Origin of the sequence: Candidatus Rubrimentiphilum sp., from assembly GCA_035710515.1 — a bacterium.
Taxonomy (GTDB): Bacteria; Vulcanimicrobiota; Vulcanimicrobiia; order Vulcanimicrobiales; family Vulcanimicrobiaceae; genus Rubrimentiphilum.
Genome location: DASTDE010000001.1, coordinates 185,679 through 206,173, shown reverse-complemented (window position 1 = coordinate 206,173; position 20,495 = coordinate 185,679). Strand labels below are relative to the sequence as shown.

Annotated in this window: 26 protein-coding genes; 19 read left to right on the top strand and 7 right to left on the bottom strand. The window is 61.5% G+C overall.

Features of this window, described 5'->3' with window-relative positions; translation table 11 throughout:
* Positions 1–279 precede the first annotated feature (279 nt).
* The 4 genes from sufB to VFO29_01085 all read left to right on the top strand — a co-directional run bounded on the left by sufB (position 280) and on the right by VFO29_01085 (position 4,726).
* Positions 280–1,698 (top strand): Fe-S cluster assembly protein SufB, encoded by a 1,419-nt coding sequence (sufB, locus tag VFO29_01100; GenBank protein ID HET9392106.1) that lies wholly within the window; start codon positions 280–282, stop codon positions 1,696–1,698.
* 97 nt (positions 1,699–1,795) lie between these two features.
* Positions 1,796–2,158, top strand: a complete 363-nt coding sequence (locus tag VFO29_01095) for a VOC family protein (protein ID HET9392105.1) — start codon at positions 1,796–1,798, stop codon at positions 2,156–2,158.
* An 11-nt stretch (positions 2,159–2,169) separates the two neighbouring features.
* Entirely contained in the window at positions 2,170–2,475 is a 306-nt protein-coding gene (locus tag VFO29_01090) for a non-heme iron oxygenase ferredoxin subunit (GenBank protein HET9392104.1), read from the top strand.
* A gap of 22 nt (positions 2,476–2,497) precedes the next feature.
* Positions 2,498–4,726, top strand: a complete 2,229-nt coding sequence (locus tag VFO29_01085; protein HET9392103.1) for a penicillin acylase family protein — start codon at positions 2,498–2,500, stop codon at positions 4,724–4,726.
* Here the strand turns inward: VFO29_01085 and VFO29_01080 are convergent.
* The 4 genes from VFO29_01080 to VFO29_01065 are packed head-to-tail and all read right to left on the bottom strand — an operon-like array spanning position 4,723 to position 7,803.
* On the bottom strand, positions 4,723–6,204 hold the full coding sequence (locus VFO29_01080; GenBank protein HET9392102.1) for a glycosyltransferase family 39 protein: 1,482 nt from the start codon (positions 6,202–6,204) through the stop codon (positions 4,723–4,725). The two genes, VFO29_01085 and VFO29_01080, sit on opposite strands and share 4 nt — an antisense overlap.
* Positions 6,205–6,219: 15 nt before the next feature.
* Positions 6,220–6,945, bottom strand: coding sequence for a methyltransferase (locus tag VFO29_01075; GenBank protein ID HET9392101.1), 726 nt, complete (start codon positions 6,943–6,945; stop codon positions 6,220–6,222).
* Positions 6,942–7,226, bottom strand: a complete 285-nt coding sequence (locus VFO29_01070; GenBank protein ID HET9392100.1) for a transcriptional regulator — start codon at positions 7,224–7,226, stop codon at positions 6,942–6,944. The genes VFO29_01075 and VFO29_01070 overlap by 4 nt, the downstream gene beginning before the upstream one ends.
* 1 nt (position 7,227) lies before the next feature.
* On the bottom strand, positions 7,228–7,803 hold the full coding sequence (locus VFO29_01065; protein HET9392099.1) for a hypothetical protein: 576 nt from the start codon (positions 7,801–7,803) through the stop codon (positions 7,228–7,230).
* Between the two features lie 125 nt (positions 7,804–7,928).
* Here VFO29_01065 and rplU point away from each other — a divergent pair, with 125 nt between their 5' ends.
* From rplU to VFO29_01050, 3 genes are read left to right on the top strand one after another with little or no spacing between them, the layout of a single operon-like run.
* A complete protein-coding gene (gene rplU, locus VFO29_01060) occupies positions 7,929–8,246 on the top strand; it encodes a 50S ribosomal protein L21 (protein HET9392098.1) in 318 nt (105 codons plus the stop codon).
* 36 nt (positions 8,247–8,282) lie between these two features.
* Positions 8,283–8,621, top strand: a complete 339-nt coding sequence (locus VFO29_01055; protein ID HET9392097.1) for a ribosomal-processing cysteine protease Prp — start codon at positions 8,283–8,285, stop codon at positions 8,619–8,621.
* 46 nt (positions 8,622–8,667) lie between these two features.
* On the top strand, positions 8,668–8,937 hold the full coding sequence (locus VFO29_01050) for a hypothetical protein (protein ID HET9392096.1): 270 nt from the start codon (positions 8,668–8,670) through the stop codon (positions 8,935–8,937).
* On the opposite strand, the gene VFO29_01045 is transcribed toward VFO29_01050, so the two are convergent.
* Positions 8,934–11,741, bottom strand: coding sequence for a prolyl oligopeptidase family serine peptidase (locus VFO29_01045; GenBank protein ID HET9392095.1), 2,808 nt, complete (start codon positions 11,739–11,741; stop codon positions 8,934–8,936). The two genes, VFO29_01050 and VFO29_01045, sit on opposite strands and share 4 nt — an antisense overlap.
* Positions 11,738–12,022 (bottom strand): twin-arginine translocase TatA/TatE family subunit, encoded by a 285-nt coding sequence (locus VFO29_01040; GenBank protein HET9392094.1) that lies wholly within the window; start codon positions 12,020–12,022, stop codon positions 11,738–11,740. The genes VFO29_01045 and VFO29_01040 overlap by 4 nt, the downstream gene beginning before the upstream one ends.
* Before the next feature lie 105 nt (positions 12,023–12,127).
* Here VFO29_01040 and VFO29_01035 point away from each other — a divergent pair, with 105 nt between their 5' ends.
* Positions 12,128–12,595 (top strand): hypothetical protein, encoded by a 468-nt coding sequence (locus tag VFO29_01035; protein HET9392093.1) that lies wholly within the window; start codon positions 12,128–12,130, stop codon positions 12,593–12,595.
* 89 nt (positions 12,596–12,684) lie between these two features.
* Here the strand turns inward: VFO29_01035 and VFO29_01030 are convergent, their stop codons facing one another.
* A complete protein-coding gene (locus VFO29_01030; protein ID HET9392092.1) occupies positions 12,685–13,143 on the bottom strand; it encodes a tetratricopeptide repeat protein in 459 nt (152 codons plus the stop codon).
* Between VFO29_01030 and trmD the strand changes: the two genes are divergently transcribed.
* The 11 genes from trmD to VFO29_00975 are packed head-to-tail and all read left to right on the top strand — an operon-like array spanning position 13,136 to position 20,495.
* Positions 13,136–13,876 (top strand): tRNA (guanosine(37)-N1)-methyltransferase TrmD, encoded by a 741-nt coding sequence (gene trmD / locus VFO29_01025; protein HET9392091.1) that lies wholly within the window; start codon positions 13,136–13,138, stop codon positions 13,874–13,876. The genes VFO29_01030 and trmD overlap by 8 nt on opposite strands.
* Positions 13,873–14,223 carry a 50S ribosomal protein L19 gene (gene rplS, locus VFO29_01020; protein ID HET9392090.1) on the top strand — a complete coding sequence of 117 codons (351 nt, stop codon included), beginning with the start codon at positions 13,873–13,875 and terminating at the stop codon, positions 14,221–14,223. The genes trmD and rplS overlap by 4 nt, the downstream gene beginning before the upstream one ends.
* Positions 14,165–14,944 (top strand): signal peptidase I, encoded by a 780-nt coding sequence (gene lepB / locus VFO29_01015; protein HET9392089.1) that lies wholly within the window; start codon positions 14,165–14,167, stop codon positions 14,942–14,944. The genes rplS and lepB (VFO29_01015) overlap by 59 nt, the downstream gene beginning before the upstream one ends.
* Positions 14,945–14,977: 33 nt before the next feature.
* A complete protein-coding gene (gene lepB / locus VFO29_01010) occupies positions 14,978–15,709 on the top strand; it encodes a signal peptidase I (protein ID HET9392088.1) in 732 nt (243 codons plus the stop codon).
* 37 nt (positions 15,710–15,746) lie between these two features.
* On the top strand, positions 15,747–16,256 hold the full coding sequence (lepB, locus tag VFO29_01005) for a signal peptidase I (GenBank protein HET9392087.1): 510 nt from the start codon (positions 15,747–15,749) through the stop codon (positions 16,254–16,256).
* Positions 16,257–16,261: 5 nt separating this feature from the next.
* The gene (gene ylqF / locus VFO29_01000; GenBank protein HET9392086.1) at positions 16,262–17,074 is read left to right on the top strand and encodes a ribosome biogenesis GTPase YlqF; all 813 of its coding nucleotides are present in this window, start codon (positions 16,262–16,264) and stop codon (positions 17,072–17,074) included.
* Positions 17,055–17,762: a ribonuclease HII gene (locus tag VFO29_00995; GenBank protein HET9392085.1), complete on the top strand. Its 708-nt coding sequence runs from the start codon at positions 17,055–17,057 to the stop codon at positions 17,760–17,762. The genes ylqF and VFO29_00995 overlap by 20 nt, the downstream gene beginning before the upstream one ends.
* Positions 17,752–18,093, top strand: coding sequence for a YraN family protein (locus VFO29_00990; GenBank protein HET9392084.1), 342 nt, complete (start codon positions 17,752–17,754; stop codon positions 18,091–18,093). Before VFO29_00995 ends, VFO29_00990 begins: the two co-directional genes overlap by 11 nt.
* Positions 18,083–19,675, top strand: coding sequence for an APC family permease (locus VFO29_00985; protein HET9392083.1), 1,593 nt, complete (start codon positions 18,083–18,085; stop codon positions 19,673–19,675). The genes VFO29_00990 and VFO29_00985 overlap by 11 nt, the downstream gene beginning before the upstream one ends.
* Positions 19,672–19,875: a hypothetical protein gene (locus VFO29_00980; GenBank protein ID HET9392082.1), complete on the top strand. Its 204-nt coding sequence runs from the start codon at positions 19,672–19,674 to the stop codon at positions 19,873–19,875. The genes VFO29_00985 and VFO29_00980 overlap by 4 nt, the downstream gene beginning before the upstream one ends.
* Complete coding sequence (locus tag VFO29_00975) at positions 19,872–20,495, top strand: universal stress protein (protein HET9392081.1); 624 nt, start codon at positions 19,872–19,874, stop codon at positions 20,493–20,495. Before VFO29_00980 ends, VFO29_00975 begins: the two co-directional genes overlap by 4 nt.

Below are 20,495 nucleotides of genomic sequence, written 5' to 3'. Positions count from 1 at the left end.
TTTCCTTTAGAAAAAGAGCTCGCAAAAAGAATAGCCCCTATCGTCCCCTGTGTAAAGCTACCGGGCAAAAGACGGCGCGCTTTAGGCTGTCCGGTGCAAACGCCGAAACGCAAGCTGTCGCGTAACGGCAAAATAGACTTCGAGCTCCAGGCCCAGCAGCAAGCGCCCGCTAAGCAGCTGCCTGGGCGCAACCGGCGGGTTCAGCAGCCTGTCTTAATAAGTGAAGATACCCCTTCATTATCTTGACTATCGCTAACCGCTGACATACCTTTATAAGACATGGCCACCCAACTAAAGCCCGCCCAGCCCCTCATCGAGGAATACCGCCACGGTTTCCACGATTCCGAGGACAAGTACGTCTTTAAGTCCGAGAAGGGCCTGACGCGCGAGATCGTCGAGCGCATCAGCGAGATGAAGGGCGAGCCGGATTGGATGCGCGAGTTCCGGCTGAAAGCGCTGGACGTCTTCTTAAGCAAACCGATGCCGACGTGGGGCGACACCGAGCGCCTCAACGAGATCGATTTCGGCGACATCCATTACTTCGTGAAGTCGACCGACCAGGCCGAACGCTCGTGGGACGACGTGCCCGACGACATCAAGAAGACGTTCGACCGTTTGGGCATTCCGGAAGCCGAGCGCAAGTTTTTGGCCGGCGTCTCCGCGCAGTACGAATCCGAGGTCGTCTATCACAACGTGAACGAGGAGCTCGAGAAGCTCGGCGTTCTCTTCTGCGACATGGACACCGCGGTCAAGAAGTACCCGGAGATCGTGCAAAAGTATTTGGCCACGATCATTCCAGTCGCCGACAACAAGTTCGCCGCGCTCAACTCGGCCGTGTGGTCGGGCGGGTCGTTCATCTATGTTCCGCCGGGCGTCGAAGTGAAGCAACCGCTCCAAGCCTATTTCCGCATCAACGCGGAAAACATGGGCCAGTTCGAGCGCACGCTGATCATTGCGGACAAAGGCTCGAAAGTTCATTACATCGAGGGATGCACCGCGCCGAAGTTTTCGACCACGTCGCTGCATAGCGCAGTCGTCGAGTTGGTCGCGCACGAAGATGCATCTATCCGCTACACGACGATCCAAAACTGGTATCGCAATATTTTCAACCTCGTCACCAAGCGCGCCATGGCGCACAAGAACGCGACGGTCGAGTGGGTCGATGGCAACATCGGCTCGCGCCTGACCATGAAGTACCCGTCGATCTATCTGATGGGCGAGGGCGCGCGCGGTGAAGTGCTTTCGATGGCGTTCGCCGGCGAAGGCCAGCACCAGGACGCGGGCGCCAAAGTGATTCATGCGGCGCCGAACACGACCTCGATGGTCACGAATAAGTCCGTCAGCACGCATGGCGGCAAGACCACTTATCGCGGCTTGGTCGAGATCTTTCCGGGCGCGGTCGGTTCGAAGACGCGCGTCAAGTGCGACGCGCTCATCATGGACGAGCAGTCCTCGAGCGACACCAAGCCCACCATGAAGATTCACGAGCAGCGCTCGACGGTCGAACACGAGGCCAGCGTCAGCAAGATCGGCGAGGAGCAGCTCTTCTACGCGATGAGCCGTGGTTTGAACGAGGCCGATGCCACCGCGATGATCGTCAACGGGTTCTTTGACTTCTTCGTCAAGGAACTGCCGATGGAATATGCCGTCGAGTTGAATCGTCTGGTCAAAATGGAGATGGAAGGCTCCGTCGGCTAAGGCCGTTCCGGCGCTCCGCATCCTTTGGCCGCCCGCAAGGGCGGCCTTTTCATTGGAACGAACGGCAGAGTCCGCGCTTAAAGAGGAGCATTCAAGTATGGCAATCCTGGGAGTAGATACAACGGCGTACCTCGTGAAGGACGTCGAACGCGCCAAGAAGTTCTATCGCGACGTGATGGGTTTACCACTAACCAGCGAGTTTGGCACTCAAGGCGCCGAGTTCGTGATGCCCGACAACACGGCGTTCAGTCTATGGAAGATGGACGACGGATCGTGGACGCAGGGAAACGGCGTGATGTTTTCTGTTGATAACTTTGAGGCAGCGGTCGATCAGTACCGGAAAGCCGGCGCGAAGATCGCTCCGGAGACCGAAGACACGCCCGTTTGTAAGATGGCATTCGGCGAAGATTCAGAGGGCAACACGTTCATCATTCACTTCCGCAAAAACGGCCGCGACTAGCGGCGCAAGCGATGCCCGAAAGACTCATCGCTAAAAAGAGCGAGATCGGCGACGGCGAAGCGCATCGCTTCGTCGTCGACGGGACCGAGGTGCTGTTGTGCAACGCCGGCGGCGAGATCTATGCAGTGGAAGACATCTGCACGCACGACGGCGGCGCGCTCGACCAGGGCCAGCTCGAAGGCGTGCGGATCGTCTGTCCGCGGCACGGCGCAACCTTTGACGTAAGGACCGGCGAGGCGCTAACGCTGCCCGCCGTGATGCCGCTGCCGACGTACACGGTGCGCATCGACGGCGAGGACATCTACGTTACAGTCTAGGCGCCGCCGCATAACGCTGGTTATGCGCGTCGTGATGCTGGTATTCTTCATTCTGGTTGCCGCGGTCGTGATGTACGCAATAAATGCGTTCGCCGGCATGCGCGTCGCGGCCCAAACTTCCGGCACGATTCGCGTCGCGGGCTTGAGCGCACCCGTCGAGATCGTACGCGACGATCGCGACATTCCGCACATCCGTGCGCGCAACGATTCCGATCTTTTCTTCGCGCAAGGGTTTGCCGAAGGTTCAGATCGGCTCTTTCAGATGGATTTCATCCGGAGGTTCGTTTACGGGCGGCTCTCGGAAGTTGTCGGAACGCCGACGCTGAGCACCGACCAAAAGGCGCGCATTGTTGATATCCGTGGAATAGTGGCGCGCCAGTGGCTGGCGCTTGGCCCGAGAGAGCGCACTATGCTGCAGTCCTTTTCGAACGGCGTCAACGCCGCTATGCGCCAACAGCCGTTGCCCGTCGAATTTCGCCTTCTTTTGTATCGACCCGAACCGTGGAAACCGCAAGACACGCTGGCCGCCGGCATGGCGACCGTTCTTGATCTGATTGATTCGTGGGACGACGTGATCCGGCGCGACGACGTCGCAACGCATTTGGCGGCGCCAATCCCGATGACGGACCTTTACTCGATCACGGATCCCGCTTACGATGTGCCGATTGCGCCGCCGCAACCGCTGCCGATGCCTTCGCTAAAGCCGCTTCTCATCGACAGAGTGCTGTCGCAAACAGCTTCGATCGAACGCGCGCCGGTCGGCAGCAATGAATGGACGGTCGGCGCAAATCGTTCGACGACGGGGCGCGCGCTGCTCGCGAACGATCCTCATCTGGGCCTCGGCATTCCCGGAGTTTGGTATCTGGTCGAACTGCGCTCGCCCACGTTGCACGTTGCGGGCGCGACGTTGCCCGGCGTACCCGGCGTGATCCTCGGCCACAACAACGACATCGCGTGGGGCGCCACCGACGGTACGGTTGTGACGGAAGTCGTCTACCGCACGAGCACAGAAGCCGCACGCACGCGCTGGGAGACGTTTCACGTGCGTTTCGGCCGCGACGTCAGAGTGCAATACAAACAAACGGCGCACGGTTTTGTCGCGCAAACGAACGGATCCGATGCGTACGCCGTGGATTGGAACGCCGCGACGATGCCCGTCACTCCTGTCATCGCTTTTTCGGGACTGAATCACGCGCGCTCCATCCGCGAAGGGCTAGCCGCGCTCGCGCCTTACCCGGGGCCGCCGCAAAACTTCGTGATTGCGGATCGCAGCGGGGCGGTTGCGTACCACCTGGCGGGCCTCATTCCGCACGATCCATCCTGGGGCTTACGCGTGCACGCGGCGAGCGATCCGCATTACGGCTACATTCCATTCCAACAACTGCCGCAAGTCGCCGCTTCCCGCGACGCATTGCTCTTCACGGCCAACAATCGTACCTACGGCAGCGGTTACCCGTATCGTTTGAGCCCGAGTTTCGGACCGCCGTATCGCGCGGCGCGCATAAAAACGCTACTCGCTTCAAAGAAGCGTTTTAGCATCGCGGACATGAGTGCATTCCAAGCGGATACACTCTCGCTGCCTGAACGCGACCTGGCGCGCGCGACGGTCGCCGCAATTCGCCGCAAAGGTCTAACCAACGATCGCGTCCTGTCGCTGTATGTTGCTGTGCTGGCACGCTGGAACGGCCGGTTCGATCCGGACTCGCGCGGCGCGGCGATCGCGTGGGAAGTGCGGCGGGGTGCGGTCGCGCAACTCGCGCGATCGCTCGTGCCCAAACGCTACCAAGATTACCAAACCAGCGCAAACGGTGCGGACTACATGTTGTTGATGCGGCTGCTGCGAGCGCACCCTCAGGACGATTTACTCGTGCAGTCGCTGCGCGCCGCCGTCCAAGCCAACGGCGTAAAGTTGCTGGAACCTTGGAGCGAATACGGAGGGACGACGATACGCCACTCGTTGGCGTCGCTCGGTTTCACGTTCTTGAACGGCGCCAAGCTGCCGGGAGACGGCGACAGTTACGGGATCCATGTACAAAGGGCAGCGTCGTCGCAGAGTTTTCGCGCGGTGTGGGACATTGGGAATTGGGACGCGGGCGGAATCGCGATTCCAAGCGGCGAGTCGGGGCAACCCGGATCCGGACATTACACGGATCAAAGCCCGGCCTGGATCGCGCAACGGCTGATGCCGCTGCCTTTTAGCGATGCAGCCGTACGCAAAGCGGCTCAAACGACGCTAACGCTGCAGCCCTAAGTCTTAGCTTGCCAGCGCAAGATCGCCATCGCGTCCGGTTTCATGCCCTCGCACCACGTCGTATAATACGGCCGCGGAGGAACGCTGCGATCGCTGCCCGCCAGCGGATATCGCAGCACCGGACCCGGGACCACGCGCGCGCAGGCCAGCGCAAGTTGTTTTTGAAAATCGGTTCGCTGCGCCAACGGAATTTTGTCGACGAAGAGCATGCGCTGAGGCCGGTCGCGATCGCCGAACCAGCGTAACGCCTCTTGTCCCTGCGCGTCATAGCCGATTAGGACGGGCCGCAGCTCGCCGTAAAAATCCAGCAGCGACGAAAAACCGTATCCGTCGGTCATGGCATAAGCGCCGCGTGCTTGCGTGATTGCCCGTACATCTTTGGCCAGCGGGCGATACGTGAACATTTCAAACGGCCCGCCGTCGCTGAGTTTCACTCCCGCATGACGCACGCCCGCGTAGACAACTCCTGGCCAGATCCCCGCGAAAAAGACCAGTGCGCTCAACAGAACCGCCGGCGCAAATATCCACGCTCCGCGACGTCTTTGCGCCTGCGGCGACCACTGCACAAACGCGACCCCAAGCCCGACGGCCAGCGAGATAAATGGGCCGATGAACCAGTAGATCTCGACGCGTTCGCGCAACGCAAGCAGCAGCAGCGCGACGCAGAGCGGCACCGCCGTCCAGGTAACCAGCGGTTCCTTCGAGCGCGCGGCTACGATTGTCGCGGCAATCCAAAGGCCCGGCGAGAATGCGAATGCGGCCTCGAGATAAACGATTAGCGGGCGTACCAACTGAAATTGCGGTTCGTGGCGCTGCACGATTGCGAACGTGAACGAAATCCAATCATGCGAGGCGTTCCAAATTAGGAACGGCGACCAGACCAGGCACGCGACTGCCAACGACACTGCCAAACGCGGCCACAATGCGCGATACGGTTTCGCGCAGACCGCCGCAACCAAACCGGCGGCCAAAGCCACCGCGAAGAATCGCGACAGCAACGCGAAACCCAGCGCAACTCCAAGCAGGACGAACCATTGCCACGAACGGCCGCGAAATGCGCGCGCCGCACAGTACAGTGTGAGCGCCCATGCCAATGCGAACGGCCCGTCGGGACTTACCATCCCGAACGCCACGATCAGCCATGGTGCCAGCGAGACCGCCAGCGCCGCGATCCATCCGGCGCGCCGATCGCCGCTGAGAACGTTCGCGGCGCCCGCGGCCGCGATCGCCGTGCCGAGGCCGCAGAGAACAAACGGCAACCGAACCGCGAACGGCGTGCGGCCGAGCCACGCAAACGCCGCGATCGCGAATGCCACAGCCGGTGGATGATCGACATAGCCGCCGGCAAGCCTCCGGCTCCACTCCCAATAATATGCTTCGTCGCCGGTCAGCGGCAGCGTCGCGTCAAAGATCGCGCGAAGCACCGTCACAAGTACGACGGCGCCCCATACAACAAAGCCGATTCGAGACGCGCGCATTGCGCGCTATTTGCCTTAGGGCGAAGTGCCCGCCTGCACCGGAGGGCGTTGCGCGCGAGCGATCATGCGTTGCGCGATGATCCCGCCCACGTACAAGACGAAGAAATCGAGACCGCCGCGCCTTTGGTCGACGACGGCGAGAATGATGCCGAGCAGTATCGCGCCGGTGAAGACTTCCGAAAGTAGGCCCTGCACGAGCGAGGGTTTCACATCGCCTTGAGCCGCGACGGGAGTCAAACGCGGCACGAGCGAGGGCACCTGCGCGGCATAGGCGCGGAAGCGCTCGCCGTACGTACGTTCCAGGATCACTTCTTCATGCCGGCCCAGCGCAATGACGAACACGACGTTCGCTATGATAATGAACACGCAGCCGGCAACCGGCGCCATGAGCCCGGCCGCGACTGCCAGAAATGTATTTCCAAGGTACAACGGATTCCGCACGTAGCGGAACGGACCGGCGATCAGCAGCGTGTCGCTGCGCGCATCCGCGTTCCATACGATGCCGGCGCGCAAGTAGCTCGAACCCCACACGCGCAGCACGTAACAGATCGCGGCGCAGAGCGCTGCCAAAGCGAACAATGCGATGCGTCCATTTGGACCGAGCCGGTTGCCGAGCTCCACAACCGCCGGTATATACCGTCCGTGAAGCGCGACGGATACCAGCGCGCCGAAAAAGAAACCGCCAAAATAGATCGCGGCAAAGACATAGGTTCGCCCGCGGTACCACCAGGGTGAGGTCACGAAGCCGCCTCTTTCGCAAGCAACCGTTGCATTTCGCGAGCGTGCTCCACGAAGGCGGCACGCCCGGCTTTCGTCAAGCGGTACCGCGTTTGCGGACGCCGCTTCACGAAGACTTTTTCTTCGGCTACATAACCCGCTTCGACGAGCTTTGCGAGATGCGCACCAAGGTTGCCGTGCGTCGTCTGCGTCGCTTGCTGCAGTTCGCTGAATGTGACCCATTCCGCGTTCAACAGCTCGGCAATCGCGCCGAGGCGAATTTTGGAGAGCAACAGTTCGTCCAAGCTAGTCGCGCGCCGTTAGACTAACCAGACCGAAACCCGCGTATCCGAACAGCATCCCTGCTGAAAGCGCGTATCCTGTGTATGCCGGCATAAAATTCGCCGCCGCCAGCGAGAGGAGCAAAATGATTCCGCCCGCGAGCGCCCGGCGGTTTCCGTGCGTGGCAATGAAAAGCAGCACGATCGCAGCTGCCACAGTCCAGATCGCGGAACTCGCCCACGTCGTGAAGATTCTGTAGCCGGCAATGTCCGTGAACATCGCGGCTCCCAATGAAATCCAAAGTACGGCAAAATACTCGCGCTGAATGAGCGAGAGCCCGTCCTTTCGCCGGCCCAGCTGCCCGCCGCGGATTACACTGATCGCGATCGCGACTGCCAGCAACACCGGCAGCACCCACAGCGAGCTCTGCGGCAGCCGCCTGTCCGCGACGAGCTGAGCCATCAGGGTAACACCGGCCGAAAACAGGCCCCAGACGACAAAGAACTCTCCCCCCACCTGCAGCGAGCGCTCCGTGCGCGCCAAAATATGGTCGACCATTTCAATGTGCTCGCGAGCCTGCGAGGCGGTAAGGCTTTCCATTCCAAACTCCAGTCTAGATTACTCTGTTTTACAGACTTCTCTGTCAAATATAGTCCATCGGCAGCCTGAGGTCAAGCTGGAGCTGCGTTGACAGGGCCTGAGGCGGATGATAATGTTCCAAAGTTATGTACGCGATTATCGAAACCGGCGGCAAGCAGTATAAGGTCGCCGAGGGTGACGTCATCCGCTGCGACCTGCTCGACGGCGAGGTAGGGAAGAACGTGACCTTCGACCGCGTCGTGCTGGCCAGCAAGGGCGGCGAGAAGGTGACGCTCGGGTCCCCGCTCGTCAAGGGCGCCTCGGTCACAGGCAAGGTGCTGCGTCAGGATAAGGACCGCAAGATTCTGGTCTTCAAGTACAAGCCCAAGAAGCGCGTCCGCAAGTTGACCGGCCACCGCCAACGCTTCGCCGAAGTGCAGATTACGAAGATCGAACTTCCCTAGCTCGGCCCTCGACAGGCTCAGGATGACACTCTCAGGATGATGGAAGTAATATTTCGCAGGGACAGCCGGCAACGGCTGTCCTCTGTTTTTGCCGAGGGTCACGTCGAGCTGCCGCAGACCAGTTCCGACGAGTTCTCGCTCGTGTGCGCGGCGGTCTCGGGCATTCTACAGGCGGCCCGCTTGGGTCTTGAGGCGCACGTCAAGGTGCCGCTGGACGCGACGCAGAGCTCCGGCAGGCTCTCCCTGCGCTGGCCGAACCGGCTGCGCGACGACGACCGGGTCCAGGCCATCGTGGATACGGCGCGGTTGGCGGTCGAGCAGATCGCCTCGCAGTACCCGCAGCACGTCCGCTGCATCGAAGAAACGGAACCTTAGGCCGATAGGTATAAGCGGGTAAGAAGCACCCACAAAAGGAGCTGGCATGTCAGAAACTTTCCGTACCATCCCGCCGGAGAAGCAGTGGTCCCCCGGCGACGCCCACAACGGGGCGCATTCGCAGAACCCTGACAGCCTCGGCGCAAACGAGGCCGGCAAAGCGCTGCTCGTCGGCGTGCTCGGCGGCGTACTCGCGGCCGCCGGCTACTTGGTCTTCCAACGCCTGCCCGAGGATCAAAAGAGCCGGCTGCAATCGCAAGCCAAGCAGATGCTGCACGAACGGATCACGGAGATCCGCCGCAACTTTAACGTCTAGGGCTTTTCACCGAACAGCGGGCGCACGTTGCGCTCGCCGCGATGCAGGTAGTCGACGCCTTTGGTCATCCACTGGGGCGCCGGCTTTCCTTTTAAGAAGTGATCGAAGAACTCGTCGAAGTGAACGGTCCAATACTTCTGCTGTTCGCGTCCGCGTAAATTATGAAACTCGCCGTTGAAGCTGAACATATACGCTTCGCGGTTCAGCCGCCGCAGCGCAGTGAAGAATTCGATGCCCTGATACCACGGCACGGCGTCGTCGTTGTCGTTAGCGATCGTAAGATACGGCGTACGCACGTTGCGAATATGGAATAGCGCGGAGTTCTCCAGATACAAATCCGGCCTGTCCCACGGCGTCGCACCGATGCGGCTTTGGCTCTGCTCGTATTGAAACTCCCGGACTAATCCGGATCCCCAGCGGATTCCGCCGTAGGCGCTCACCATATCGGCAACGGCTGCGCCCGCTTCGGCAGCCGCAAACCGGTGAGTGCGAGTAAGAATGTACGCGATTTGATAGGCGCCCCAACTGTGGCCGCTCACGCCGATGCGTTTGGTATCGATGAAGCCGCGCCGCACGACTGAATCGATGGCGGGCATGACTGCATCGTATGCATTGCGGCCGGGGTGCCCGGTCGTGTATGCAATGTCAGGAAGTAATACGACGTACCCGTTACTGACGTAGCGCGCAAAAACCGGGCCTGTCGAAGGCGCCGGCGAGTAAAAGCGATGCAGCGTGTCGGCCAGGCGCTCGTAGAAATACACCAGCATCGGATACCTGCGCTTCGGATTGAAGTTCTCGGGAAGAATCAGAATGCCGTCGAGGTGCTTGCCCTCGAGACTCGTGTAATGCACGAGCTGCTCGGTGCCCCAGAGATAATTCGCCGCCTGCGGGTTGATGTTCGTTACGCGCGCGGGATGCGCGAGCGATGCGCCGGCCGACCAGAAGTCCGGAAATTGCGCGAACCGCTGGCGCGTAAAGAAGTAGCGGCCGGCATTCTTCGCTTTTAGCAGAGTTCCAAAAACCTCGGGTGCGGCGAAGAGCACCTGCGGCGCCGCCGCTTTATTTGCATCTGCCAGGCGGTAAAACGCGTTGCTCTTGGCGCGATCGTTGAATGCTGAAAGGTACATCACGGCGTTGGGATCGACCGAAGTTTTTTCGGGATCGAGCTGCACCGGAACGAACCGCAGCGCATTCGCGCGGCCGAAGCCGTTCGTCAGGCGGTACGCATTCGCGCCGTTCGGATCGACGGACCAAATGTCATACCGGTCCAAGAGCAGCACGCGCCGGTCGCCGTCGAGCCAGCCCGCGGAGCCGTAGGGCGGCGGCGGAGCCGGGTGATCGTCGAGTTCGTCGTAAAACGCCACCTTTAAATTGCGCGTAAGATAGGTTTTGTGCCAGTCGCTCGTGCGCACCGTGTACCAGGCACGCGCGATACGGTCGTAACACAGCACGTACTTGCCGGCCGGCGAAAGTTCGCAGCCCTCACGCTGACGGCGCGACACAAGATGTTTCGATCCGGTCTGCAACGACACCGCATATTCGTCATCGAAGAAATCATCCCACGAACGCTGCGCCAAATAGGGAAGCGCATTGTGACCAAGCGCGAAGGCCGCGTTATCGTTTGTCTCTATCGTTGCTAGGTTCGGCGAACCGAGCTGTATGTAACGCTGTGCGCCCACATCATATACGCCCAAGTACGTGCGCGTGCGATCGTCGCCCGCTTCAACCTTCTGCTCGCTCTGCAAGCGCCCGTCGTGCCAATTCCAGAGATCGACCTGCATCGGATCCGGCGTGTTCTTAGGCAGCGGCGTCGGCGCTACGTTCGCGCCGACGAACAGCCGCTGACCGTCTTTAGAAAACGTTACCGCGCCATCGGCGCTCGGCGACCAGCCTGACGGCAATCCGCGAGAGGTCGAGGTCACAATAGCGTGCGCTGCTGCCGCTCCCGGACTCCACAGATACACTTCGAAGTGCGGCGCCGCTTCTGAATACGATGCGCGATCGGTGACAAACGCTAAATTGTCCGTCGAAGGCGCGAACGCCGGCTTGATGTACCGGCCGCTGCCCGTTGCGACGTCTGCAACTGTGCCGTTGCGCAGATCGCGTACGTGCACGCCGTCGCCGGCGCCGTCCGTAGTCTCCGTCGCGTATGCAAGATAATGCTCGTCATCGGAGATCGCGAACTCGCTGACCGACGGAATCGTCACGCTCGTGCCGGCGGCGATATCGCGCAGCATCAACGTGCTCGTCTCAGCCTTTTTCTTATTGTCGGGAACGGGCGACGCGCTCGCGCTCGGCGCGGGTGAGGGTGAGGCTGAAGCACGCGCCGCCGGCTCTTGCAGATAGGCAACGAATTGCGATCCGTGCTTGGCGAACGCGTATCTCTTCACGCGATCGGCGGTGAACGCTGTTCCCGACGGAAGCACGAGCACGCCGAAGCCTTCCCTCGGAAGTTGATCGGGCCGCTTGTGCGCGCGGCGTGCCGCATCGAGCTCGGCGGCGGTTAAGGAGATCGTATAAAACACGATTTGCGAATTGTCGGAAAAGAGCGGCGCCTTGCCGCGCGGTTCGCGGATCTCGCGCCCGGTGCCGAGGTCGCGCACGACGAGCGTGCCGTCACCGTCCTCGGGCGCAACGCCGTACGCCATCCACGCGCCGTCGTGTGAAATCGCGACTCCGGCGAAGCGGTTCCAACCGTCGTAGACTTTATAGTCGAGCGGCGCCTTTTGCGCTGCGGCCGCTGATGCGGTGAGCGAAATCGCGCAGATCGCGCCGGCGAGTACGGTCCGGTGGAAGCTATTCATGCGGGCCTTTCAGGTGGCGCGACAGACGGCGGGTCGGCGGGCGGCACATCCGTAGGCTGCACATCGGCAAGCGGCACATCGGCCGGCGGCACCTCGACGGTCGAGTGGATGGGTTCGCTCACATCGGCGGCGCGATCCATCTCGCGCAAGAACGATTGCGACGTGTTCTGCACGTCGCGCATGATGCGCCCGGCCTGGCGCATGACGCCCGGAAGCTTCTTCTCGCCGAAAACGAGCAGCGCCAGGACGCCCAGAATCGCCATGTCCGGTATGGAGAGCACGACCCAAGTTTTGCATCAGTAGCGCGCTTGGCCTCCAGGCGCCGCAGTCCTGAGCGAAGTCTAAGGGAGGGTAGACTTGCTCACCCGTGCAAGGTTGCGCGTCCCGTGAAAATCATCTATACGCGGGGCAACCGGACGGAGACGCTCGCCTCCCTTTCGACGTTGCGTAAAATTCTCAATCGGTTTGTCGCGCACCGGGTCTTCTATGAAGTCTCCAGCCGCAACAAGCGCGGGCATGAGTTTTTCTCGGCGAAAAACATTTTCGTGGTCCTCTCGATCGAGATCGTCAATCGCGACTACCTCACCATCACGATCTTCGACGCCCACAACGCCACGCACTCAATCGAGATCCTCAATCCCGCTACGATGCGCATCTACGACGAGACCCCCGGCAAGGGCTTTGCGGTGTCGTTCATCAGCGAAAGTGACACGGGCGTGGAATCGCGATGCTACCTGCGCGACGAAGGCGAGGACGGCGAAGGCGACATCGGACGCACGGCTCTCGAAAAGATCACGCTGCCCCAACTCTTCGAATACTTAGAAGAAATAACGAACACCGATCTTGTGAAGTAGCAGGTGGGCCGAAGGCCGGGGGCCCCGACCCCCTTCGACAGGCTCAGGACGGCGGGGGGCGCGCAGCCGCGCAGCGCGGATGCGCCTGTTCAATGAAGTAACTTATGCGCTCGGCGCAGCGCGCGCACGGAGTCCGCGGTCCGGCCAAGCCGCTTGTAGGCGACCGCCAAATTATGGTGCGCGGGCGCGTACCGATCGTCGGCCGCGATCGCCGCTTCGTACTGTGCGACCGCCGCCTCCAATTCGCCCGACTCCAAAAGAAGATTCCCGATGTTGACGAGCGCGGGCGCGAAGCGCGGTTTTATCTCGAGCGCGGCTTCGAAGGCGCGGCGCGCATCCTCCGGGCGCTGCAGGCTCACCAGCGCAACGCCGCGTTTGTTCGTCATGGCCGCGCGCTGCTCACGCGCCAGACTGCCGTCCGACAGTAGCTCATCCAAACGTTCGAGTGCTTCGGCAAATCGTCCGCGCGCGAGCGCGTCGAGTGCGATCTCGTACGGCGTGAGTGACTTGCGCCGGAAAGGAGCGAGGAAGCGCCCGAGGTTGAACACTCGCCCTATGTTCACGATCGACGTGCTAACGCTCTTTCCTGAAGTGTTTGCGCCCTTCGTCGGGCTCTCGATCGTTGGGCGGGCAGTCGCGGCCGGGATCGTCGACATTCGTTACCATCACGTCCTTGACGCGCTGCAACGAAACGAACGCGCCGACGACGAGCCGTACGGCGGCGGGCCCGGCATGGTGATGCGGCTCGAACCGCTCACGCGTATCCTTGATTCGATCCAAGGAATGGCGCCGGAAAAGGAACGCCGGCTACTGATCGTCCCCGCGCCCGGCGGCAAGCCGTTCACCCAGCGCGAGGCGCAACGGTTCGCGGAATTCGACCGGCTCGTCTTCGTCTGCGGGCACTACGAGGGAATCGACGACCGTCTCGGCAGCCTCTATCCGATTGAAGAGTACTCGCTCGGCGACTTCGTGATCACCGGGGGCGAGCTGCCGGCGCTGGCCATGATCGACGCGACGGTCCGCCTGCTCAAAGGGACCCTTACGGCCGAATCGCTCGAGAGCGAGTCGTTCACGGACGGCGGCCTGGACTACCCCAGCTACACCCGGCCGCCGGTCTTCCGGGGCGTTCACGTGCCCGAGGTGCTGCTGTCGGGCAACCATGCGGCCATCGCCGACTGGCGCCGTGAGGCTTCCCGGGAACGGACCCGCGCCAAACGGCCCGACCTCGAGGGCCAATCATTGCGGAACGACGAGGCGCGTGATAAAATCCCCAAGCCATGAACGTCATTGATGTCCTCAACCAAGAGCAGCGCAAGGAAAACGTCCCGGATTTCGCCCCGGGCGACACCGTCAAAGTCTATTCGAAGGTCATCGAGGGCGGCAAAGAGCGCACGCAGATGTTCGAAGGCGTCGTCACGGTGCGCAAGGGCGGCGGAGCGCAGGAGTCGATGACGATTCGCCGCGTCGCGCACGGCGTCGGCGTTGAGAAAACGTTTTTGGTGCACAGCCCGCGCGTCGAGCGCATCGAAGTGAGCAAGCGCGGAGCCGTGCGGCGCAGCCGGCTGTACTATCTCACCGAGAAGATCGGCAAAGGCGCGCGCATTAAAGAGAAGAAATCTGCCCGCTAACCTAGCGCTCTCGCCCCTGCAGCTGCTCGGGCTGATCTGCGTTTTTGCCGTCGCCCGAGTCGCGCTGAGTTTTAAAGCCGACAGCGCAAAAGTCGCCGTTCGCGAGTATCTCGATGCGTTTATCGTCGCAGGCTTGGCGGCGCTCTTCATGATCACGTTCGTGATCCGCACGTTTTACATTCCGTCCGACTCGATGCTTCCCACGCTGCAGCAGCACGATGTGCTGCTCGTAAACGAATTCGAATACCGCTTGCATGCGCCCGCGCGCGGCGACATCGTGGTCTTCACCCCGCCGATTCCATCCGACAGCAATTTCATCAAACGCGTGGTTGCCGTTCCGGGCGACACGCTACGCATCAGCGGCGGAACCGTATACGTCAACGGAAACCCCGTGAGCGAACCGTACGTCGCGCAGCCGCCGGCGTACGATCTCCAGGTTCGCAATTACGGCATCTATGTGGACAACGAGCGGCTCTCGCCGGCGCAGGCCGACGTTCCGCCGCGAGCGCTCTGGCAGTCCGCGGATCGCATTCCGGCCGGATTTTATTTCGTGATGGGCGACAACCGCAACGACTCCGATGATTCGCACATTTGGGGATTTGCGCAATTCCACGGTCCGTTCGCAGCGGGCCAGCTGGCAAACACTCGAGCTCAGGCCGCATTCACGGGCCGGGCGTTCCTACTGATGTGGCCGCTGACCCGGCTGCGCGTCCTTCATTAGAAGAGCCAGAAGAGCCGATCGATGACTCCGACCATGCTGCTTGCCCTCGTCGGCGCTTTTTTCGTGGCCAGGATCGTGCTGAGCTTGCAGCCCGTGCGCGTGCGAACGAACGGCCGGTCCGTAGTCATTGCGCGCGAGTATGTGGATCCGTTCGTCGTCGCGGGCATCGCGGCGTTCCTACTGATTACATTCGTGGCGCGGACGTACTACATTCCCTCGGCCTCGATGGTGCCGACGCTGCAAGTCGGCGACGTCCTGCTGGTCAACAAATTCCAATACCGCTTCACCAAGCCGCACGAAGGCGACATCGTCGTCTTTCCTCCGCCGATTCCGACGTCGGACGACTTCATCAAACGCGTGATCGGCCGTCCGGGCGACCGGCTGGCGATCAAGAACGGCGTCGTTTACCTGAACGGCAAGGCGCTCTCCGAGCCCTACATCGCGCAGCCTCCGGGCTACAATTTGCAGATCCGCAACTACGGCATCTACGTGACCGAGCTCGGCGATCCGAACAGCTACGACCCGCTGGATCCGCACAAAGCCAACGTACCGCCGCGCCGGTATTGGACCGCGCCGGATCGCATTCCCAAAGACTGCTATTTCATGATGGGCGACAACCGCAACGACTCGGAAGACTCGCACGTCTGGGGTTTCGCGCAATTTACCGGGCGATTCGAAAGCGGGCCCGAGGCCGGCAAGCCGGCGTCATTCACGGGACGCGCTTTCTTGATCTTCTGGCCGTTCACGCACGCGCATATACTCTAGTTAGGATTCGCCACGTCAGTGGCGAAGTAGTCGATCCGTGCAAGGGCAACTGCACTGGCGCTCCGTCGCACGAACGACGCTGCAACTCGCTGCATTGGCTGCGCTCGCTACGGCGTTTTTTATGCGCACCCCGGAAGTCTCCGGACTTTCCATGGCGCCGCGTATCGCGAGTGGAGAGTTCGTTTTGATCAACACGATCTCGTACCGCTTGCACCCGCCGCAGCGCGGTGACATCATCGCCTTCCGCCACGACTCCCCCACGCAAGAAATCTTCATCAAGCGCATCATCGGCTTGCCTGGCGATCGCATCGCTATCGATCGCGGACACGTGATCGTCAACGGCAGCCTGCTGCCCGAAACCTACGTCCGTTTTGCCGACGAGCGAAGCTTTCCGGAAGCCGTGGTGCCGCCGGACTCCCTCTACGTTTTGGGCGACAACCGGATCGACAGCAACGACTCGCGCTTCTGGGGGTTCGTCCGCGAAAGCGACGTGCTCGGCAAGGCGATTGCGGGAATCTGGCCGCCCGCCGCGCTCGGCACGTTCTAACCGCCGTGAAAGACGGCGGCGACTTCGAACGCGTCATCCAATGGTATCCCGGCCACATGGCCTCGGCCATGCGGCGGATGGGCGACTACGTAAAACTCGTGGACGTCGTCATCGAGGTCGTTGACGCGCGTGTGCCCGCCAGCGGAGTCAATCCCTTGCTCGACGAGATCGCGGGAAACCGGCAGCGCCTTAAAATCCTCAGCCGCGAAGACTTGGCCGAGCCGGCCGAGACTGCGCAATGGCTGAGAGCGTTGGGCAACGACGCGCTCGCGGTCAACGCGCGCACGCAGGGCGCATTCGTGAAGGTGCGGCAGCGCCTGCGCGACTTTGTGGGCGAGGGGCACCGCATGCAGCGCGCGATGGTCGTTGGAATTCCGAACTCCGGCAAGTCGTCGGTCATCAACGGCCTGGTGGGCCGCTCGGTTGCGCGCACGGAAGATCGGGCGGGCGTCACCCGGCAGTTGCAGTGGTTCAAAGTGGGCGGCGGGCTCGAATTAATGGATACGCCCGGCATCCTGGTTCCGCGAATTCCGACGGCTGACGCGCAGTGGAAACTCGCGCTGGTGGCCGCGGTTCCTCGCGATCATTACGACCCGGAGGACGTCGTCACGCGGTTTCATCGCTGGCTGACGGAAAAGAGCGGCGGCCGGACGAAGGTGCCCGACCTCTCGGCGTTCGCGCAGATGCGAGGATTCGTGCGGCACGGCGGAGAGAGCGACTACCATAACGCCGCACAGTCGTACGTCAAAGATTTCAACGACGGCAAGTTCGGCAGAATAACGTTGGAGAGCGCCCCGCGTGACGACCAAGCAGCGTAAGGCCAAGAACGCGTACGAACGCGAACGCCGGCGCTTGCATCGGATCCACTCATTTGAAACGGCCGCACGCGCGCAGGGCTTTCTGTTTGTCGGCGGCATCGACGAAGTCGGCCGTGGCCCGTTGGCCGGCCCTGTGGTGGCGGCATGCGTCGTTGCCGGCGAACCGCTTATGCTGCGCGGACTCAACGATTCCAAACAAGTGCGCCCCGAGTTGCGCGAGGAGCTGGCCGAGCAGATCAAATGCGCGTGCGCCGGTTGGGCGATCGGCAGCGCGAGCGTGGCCGAGATCGATCGTCTCAACATCTATTGGGCCAGCGTGCTCGCGATGGAGCGCGCGCTGGCGGCGCTCGCGGTCCTGCCGGAGTATCTGATCACCGACGCCGTGCGGATCAAATCGTTTACGGGTCCGCAGGAACCGTTGATTAAGGGCGACGCGCGCAGTGCGACCGTCGCCGCGGCATCCATCATTGCGAAGGTTCATCGCGACCGGCTGCTGTGCGAGCTGCACGAGATCGAGCCGCGTTACGGTTTTGCCGATCACAAAGGCTATGCGACGCCGGAACATCTGCGCGCGCTGAAAGAACACGGACCGAGCACGCATCACCGCTCGGGCTGGTGGCGCGTGCGCGAAGCGCAATTAGCATTCGGCTTTACGGTACACGAGGCGGAAGCCGCATTTGGCGCTTGAGCGAAACGCCAAGGGCCGCGAGGGGGAGAGCCGCGCGGCCGCGTTTTTGGAATCGTCCGGTTACAGCATCGTGCGTCGCAACGTGCGCGTACCCGGCGGTGAGATCGATCTCGTCTGCCGCGACGGCGCCACGATCGTTTTTGTGGAAGTCAAACGCCGTGACACGCGCAGTTTCGGCAGCGCGCTTTCGGCAGTCGGGCCGCGCAAACGCGCGACGCTGCGGCGCATCGCGGCCGATTACATGCAAATCGTTGCGCCGGACGCGCCATTTCGCTTCGATGTCGTCGCGCTCGACGGCGACCGCTTGACGCTGCACCGCAATGTCTTCTGAGATCGTAACCGGCGAGCGTCAGGAGCTGCGCCGCTCCGTCACGCCCTGGGGTTCGTACTCGTGGGGCTACGCGGACGTCGGCGCGGACATCTTTGTCGCGCTCGGACTGGTCATCGGCGTCGCGGGCGGCGCGACGAACATCGCTTTTCTTTTCGCGGGGTTGGTGTACGTTGCCGTCGGCCTAGCGTACACCGAACTCGCGGCGGCCTATCCGGTCGCCGGCGGCGGACAGTATTTCGTCATGCGCGGCCTCGGAGATTTTCTCGGATTCATCGCGGGCTGGGCGGTGCTGCTGGATTTCACTATCGACATAACGCTTTTTGCATGGGGCTGCGTCGGCTATCTGAGCCACTTGCCGGTGCTGAACGTGCTCGATGCGAGCGCGCATCCGCTGGCACACTTCTGGGTAATCCTGGCGCTGATTGCGGGACTGGCCGTACTCAACGTCATCGGCGTGCGCGAAAGCACCGCGTTCAACGGATTCGTCAGTGCGATCGACGTGTTCAGCGAAACGTTGATTCTCGTTCTTGGATTCTTGTTCACATTTCATCCCGAGTTGCTGATTCACAGCATGCAGTCGGGCTGGCCGAACACATTTCAGTTGATGAACGGCATCTCGCTGGCTATTATCTCGTTCGTCGGGCTCGAATCCATTTCGCACGCCGCCGAAGAGACGAACCGTCCGGCTTCTATCATCCCGCGGACGTCGATCTCGCTGATCCTCACGATTCTGATCTTCGCGCTGGCATATTCGAACCTCGCGCTCGGCATGCAGCCCTGGCATCCGGTTCCACACGACGCTGCCGGGCACGCGCAACAGTTCTGGCACTATTTGGGCGCCGTCCAAAATCAAGACAAAGCCGTCGCCGTTATGGCAACCAACATCCCGTACTTCGGACTGCTGGCGGCGTTCTACGTGCCGGTCTTCGGCGCGACGCTGCTGCTGATCTCCAGCAACTCCGGCGTCTTCGGAAGCTCACGCATCGCCTACGCGATGAGCCAGTTCCAACTGCTGCCGAGCATCTTCAAGCGGGTTCACCGCAAGTTCAAAACGCCGGTTATCTCGATCGCCGTCTTCTGCACGCTGGCCGCCATCGAACTGGTTTTCGCAGCTCTACAGGGGAATTTCGGCTATGAGTTTCTGGGCGACTTGTACGCCTTTGGTGCGGCGGCGAGTTATACGCTAGTTTTCGTCGCGCTGATCGCGCTGCGTTTGAAAGACCCGCTCACGCCGCGCAAGTTCTTGATTCCGCTCAATCTGAAGATGCGTTTCAAAGGCGAAGAGGTGCTGTTTCCAATCGTCGCCGTTATCGGATTTCTAGGTATCTTCGCGATTCTGATCTTTGTGCTGCTGACGCATCACATCGGGCGCATCGCCGGTCCGTCCTGGCTGCTCTTCGGCATCGTCATCTACGCGATCTACCGGCTTCGCAAAAAGCTGCCGCTCTTCGGTTCCGCTCCACGTAACTGGAACCGCGATCAGGTGCAGATCCTGAAAAACGCCGGCGAGCTCGAGCTAATGGACGAGCTGGTCGGCAAACTGAAAGCTCGCGATCCGAACTTCACGATGAGAACTCCATGAGCTTTCGCCAATCGAAAACCTACGTCGGGTTCAAGGCGTTCAACGGTTTGCTCTTTATCGCGCTGGGCGCCGCTATTCTCGTGCAGGTCGTTCGTTTTGCGGGAGTGCGCCTCGAAACGATTCCGGGAATTATTCTGGGCGCGGCCATGCTCGGGCTCGGACTCTACCGGGTAACCCTAATGCTGCGGGCGCGCGGATGAACGAGCTGCACGTTACGGCCGCCGGCGCGGCTGCGGCCATTCTAACCGTGCTTTCGATCAGTGGGACGCTCTACTGGATGCTCCATCCGCCCAAGAGCAGGGCCGATATCGCAGCGGTCAAAGCCGAACGGCTGCTCAAGGAGAGCTTCGGAACCGTTCTCGTCGCATTCTCGTCGGAGATTCGCTCGGAACATATGATGGTGCTGGCCGCCCGCTTGGCCCGCGGACTGAACTCCGAGTTGCTCGCCCTGTATGTGATCGAAGTTCCGTTTACTCTGCCCACCAACGCAGTCATGGAGGACGAAGACCGCTTCGCGCTCGACGTCATGGCCTCGGCCGAGGTCATCGGCAAACGATTTGGCGTCGACGTTCGTACTGAGATAGTGCACCATCGTCACACCTCGCAGGCCGTCCTCGACTTGGCCAAGCGCGAACGCGCGGACCTGATTATCATGGGCTCGTATCGCGAGGGGACCTATACCGGCGCACCGCTGGGGCGCGAAATCGAAGAGATCGCCGCCAACGCCAAGTGCGACGTGCTCATCGGCGTCGAGGGGAAACACGGCACCCTGCTTTACGACGAGACGCAAGCGGAGGCGGCATTACAAAGCAAAGTTTAG

Coding starts and splice junctions, on each gene's coding strand:
- rplS (HET9392090.1), top strand. CDS start 13,873: ATGAACGTCATTGATGTCCTCAACCAAGAGCAGCGCAAGGAAAACGTC.
- VFO29_01085 (HET9392103.1), top strand. CDS start 2,498: ATGCGCGTCGTGATGCTGGTATTCTTCATTCTGGTTGCCGCGGTCGTG.
- VFO29_01055 (HET9392097.1), top strand. CDS start 8,283: ATGATGGAAGTAATATTTCGCAGGGACAGCCGGCAACGGCTGTCCTCT.
- rplU (HET9392098.1), top strand. CDS start 7,929: ATGTACGCGATTATCGAAACCGGCGGCAAGCAGTATAAGGTCGCCGAG.
- sufB (HET9392106.1), top strand. CDS start 280: ATGGCCACCCAACTAAAGCCCGCCCAGCCCCTCATCGAGGAATACCGC.
- VFO29_01080 (HET9392102.1), bottom strand. CDS start 6,204: ATGCGCGCGTCTCGAATCGGCTTTGTTGTATGGGGCGCCGTCGTACTT.
- VFO29_01065 (HET9392099.1), bottom strand. CDS start 7,803: ATGGAAAGCCTTACCGCCTCGCAGGCTCGCGAGCACATTGAAATGGTC.
- VFO29_01045 (HET9392095.1), bottom strand. CDS start 11,741: ATGAATAGCTTCCACCGGACCGTACTCGCCGGCGCGATCTGCGCGATT.
- VFO29_01050 (HET9392096.1), top strand. CDS start 8,668: ATGTCAGAAACTTTCCGTACCATCCCGCCGGAGAAGCAGTGGTCCCCC.
- VFO29_00975 (HET9392081.1), top strand. CDS start 19,872: ATGAACGAGCTGCACGTTACGGCCGCCGGCGCGGCTGCGGCCATTCTA.
- lepB (HET9392088.1), top strand. CDS start 14,978: ATGCTGCTTGCCCTCGTCGGCGCTTTTTTCGTGGCCAGGATCGTGCTG.
- VFO29_00985 (HET9392083.1), top strand. CDS start 18,083: ATGTCTTCTGAGATCGTAACCGGCGAGCGTCAGGAGCTGCGCCGCTCC.
- VFO29_01095 (HET9392105.1), top strand. CDS start 1,796: ATGGCAATCCTGGGAGTAGATACAACGGCGTACCTCGTGAAGGACGTC.
- VFO29_01090 (HET9392104.1), top strand. CDS start 2,170: ATGCCCGAAAGACTCATCGCTAAAAAGAGCGAGATCGGCGACGGCGAA.
- VFO29_00980 (HET9392082.1), top strand. CDS start 19,672: ATGAGCTTTCGCCAATCGAAAACCTACGTCGGGTTCAAGGCGTTCAAC.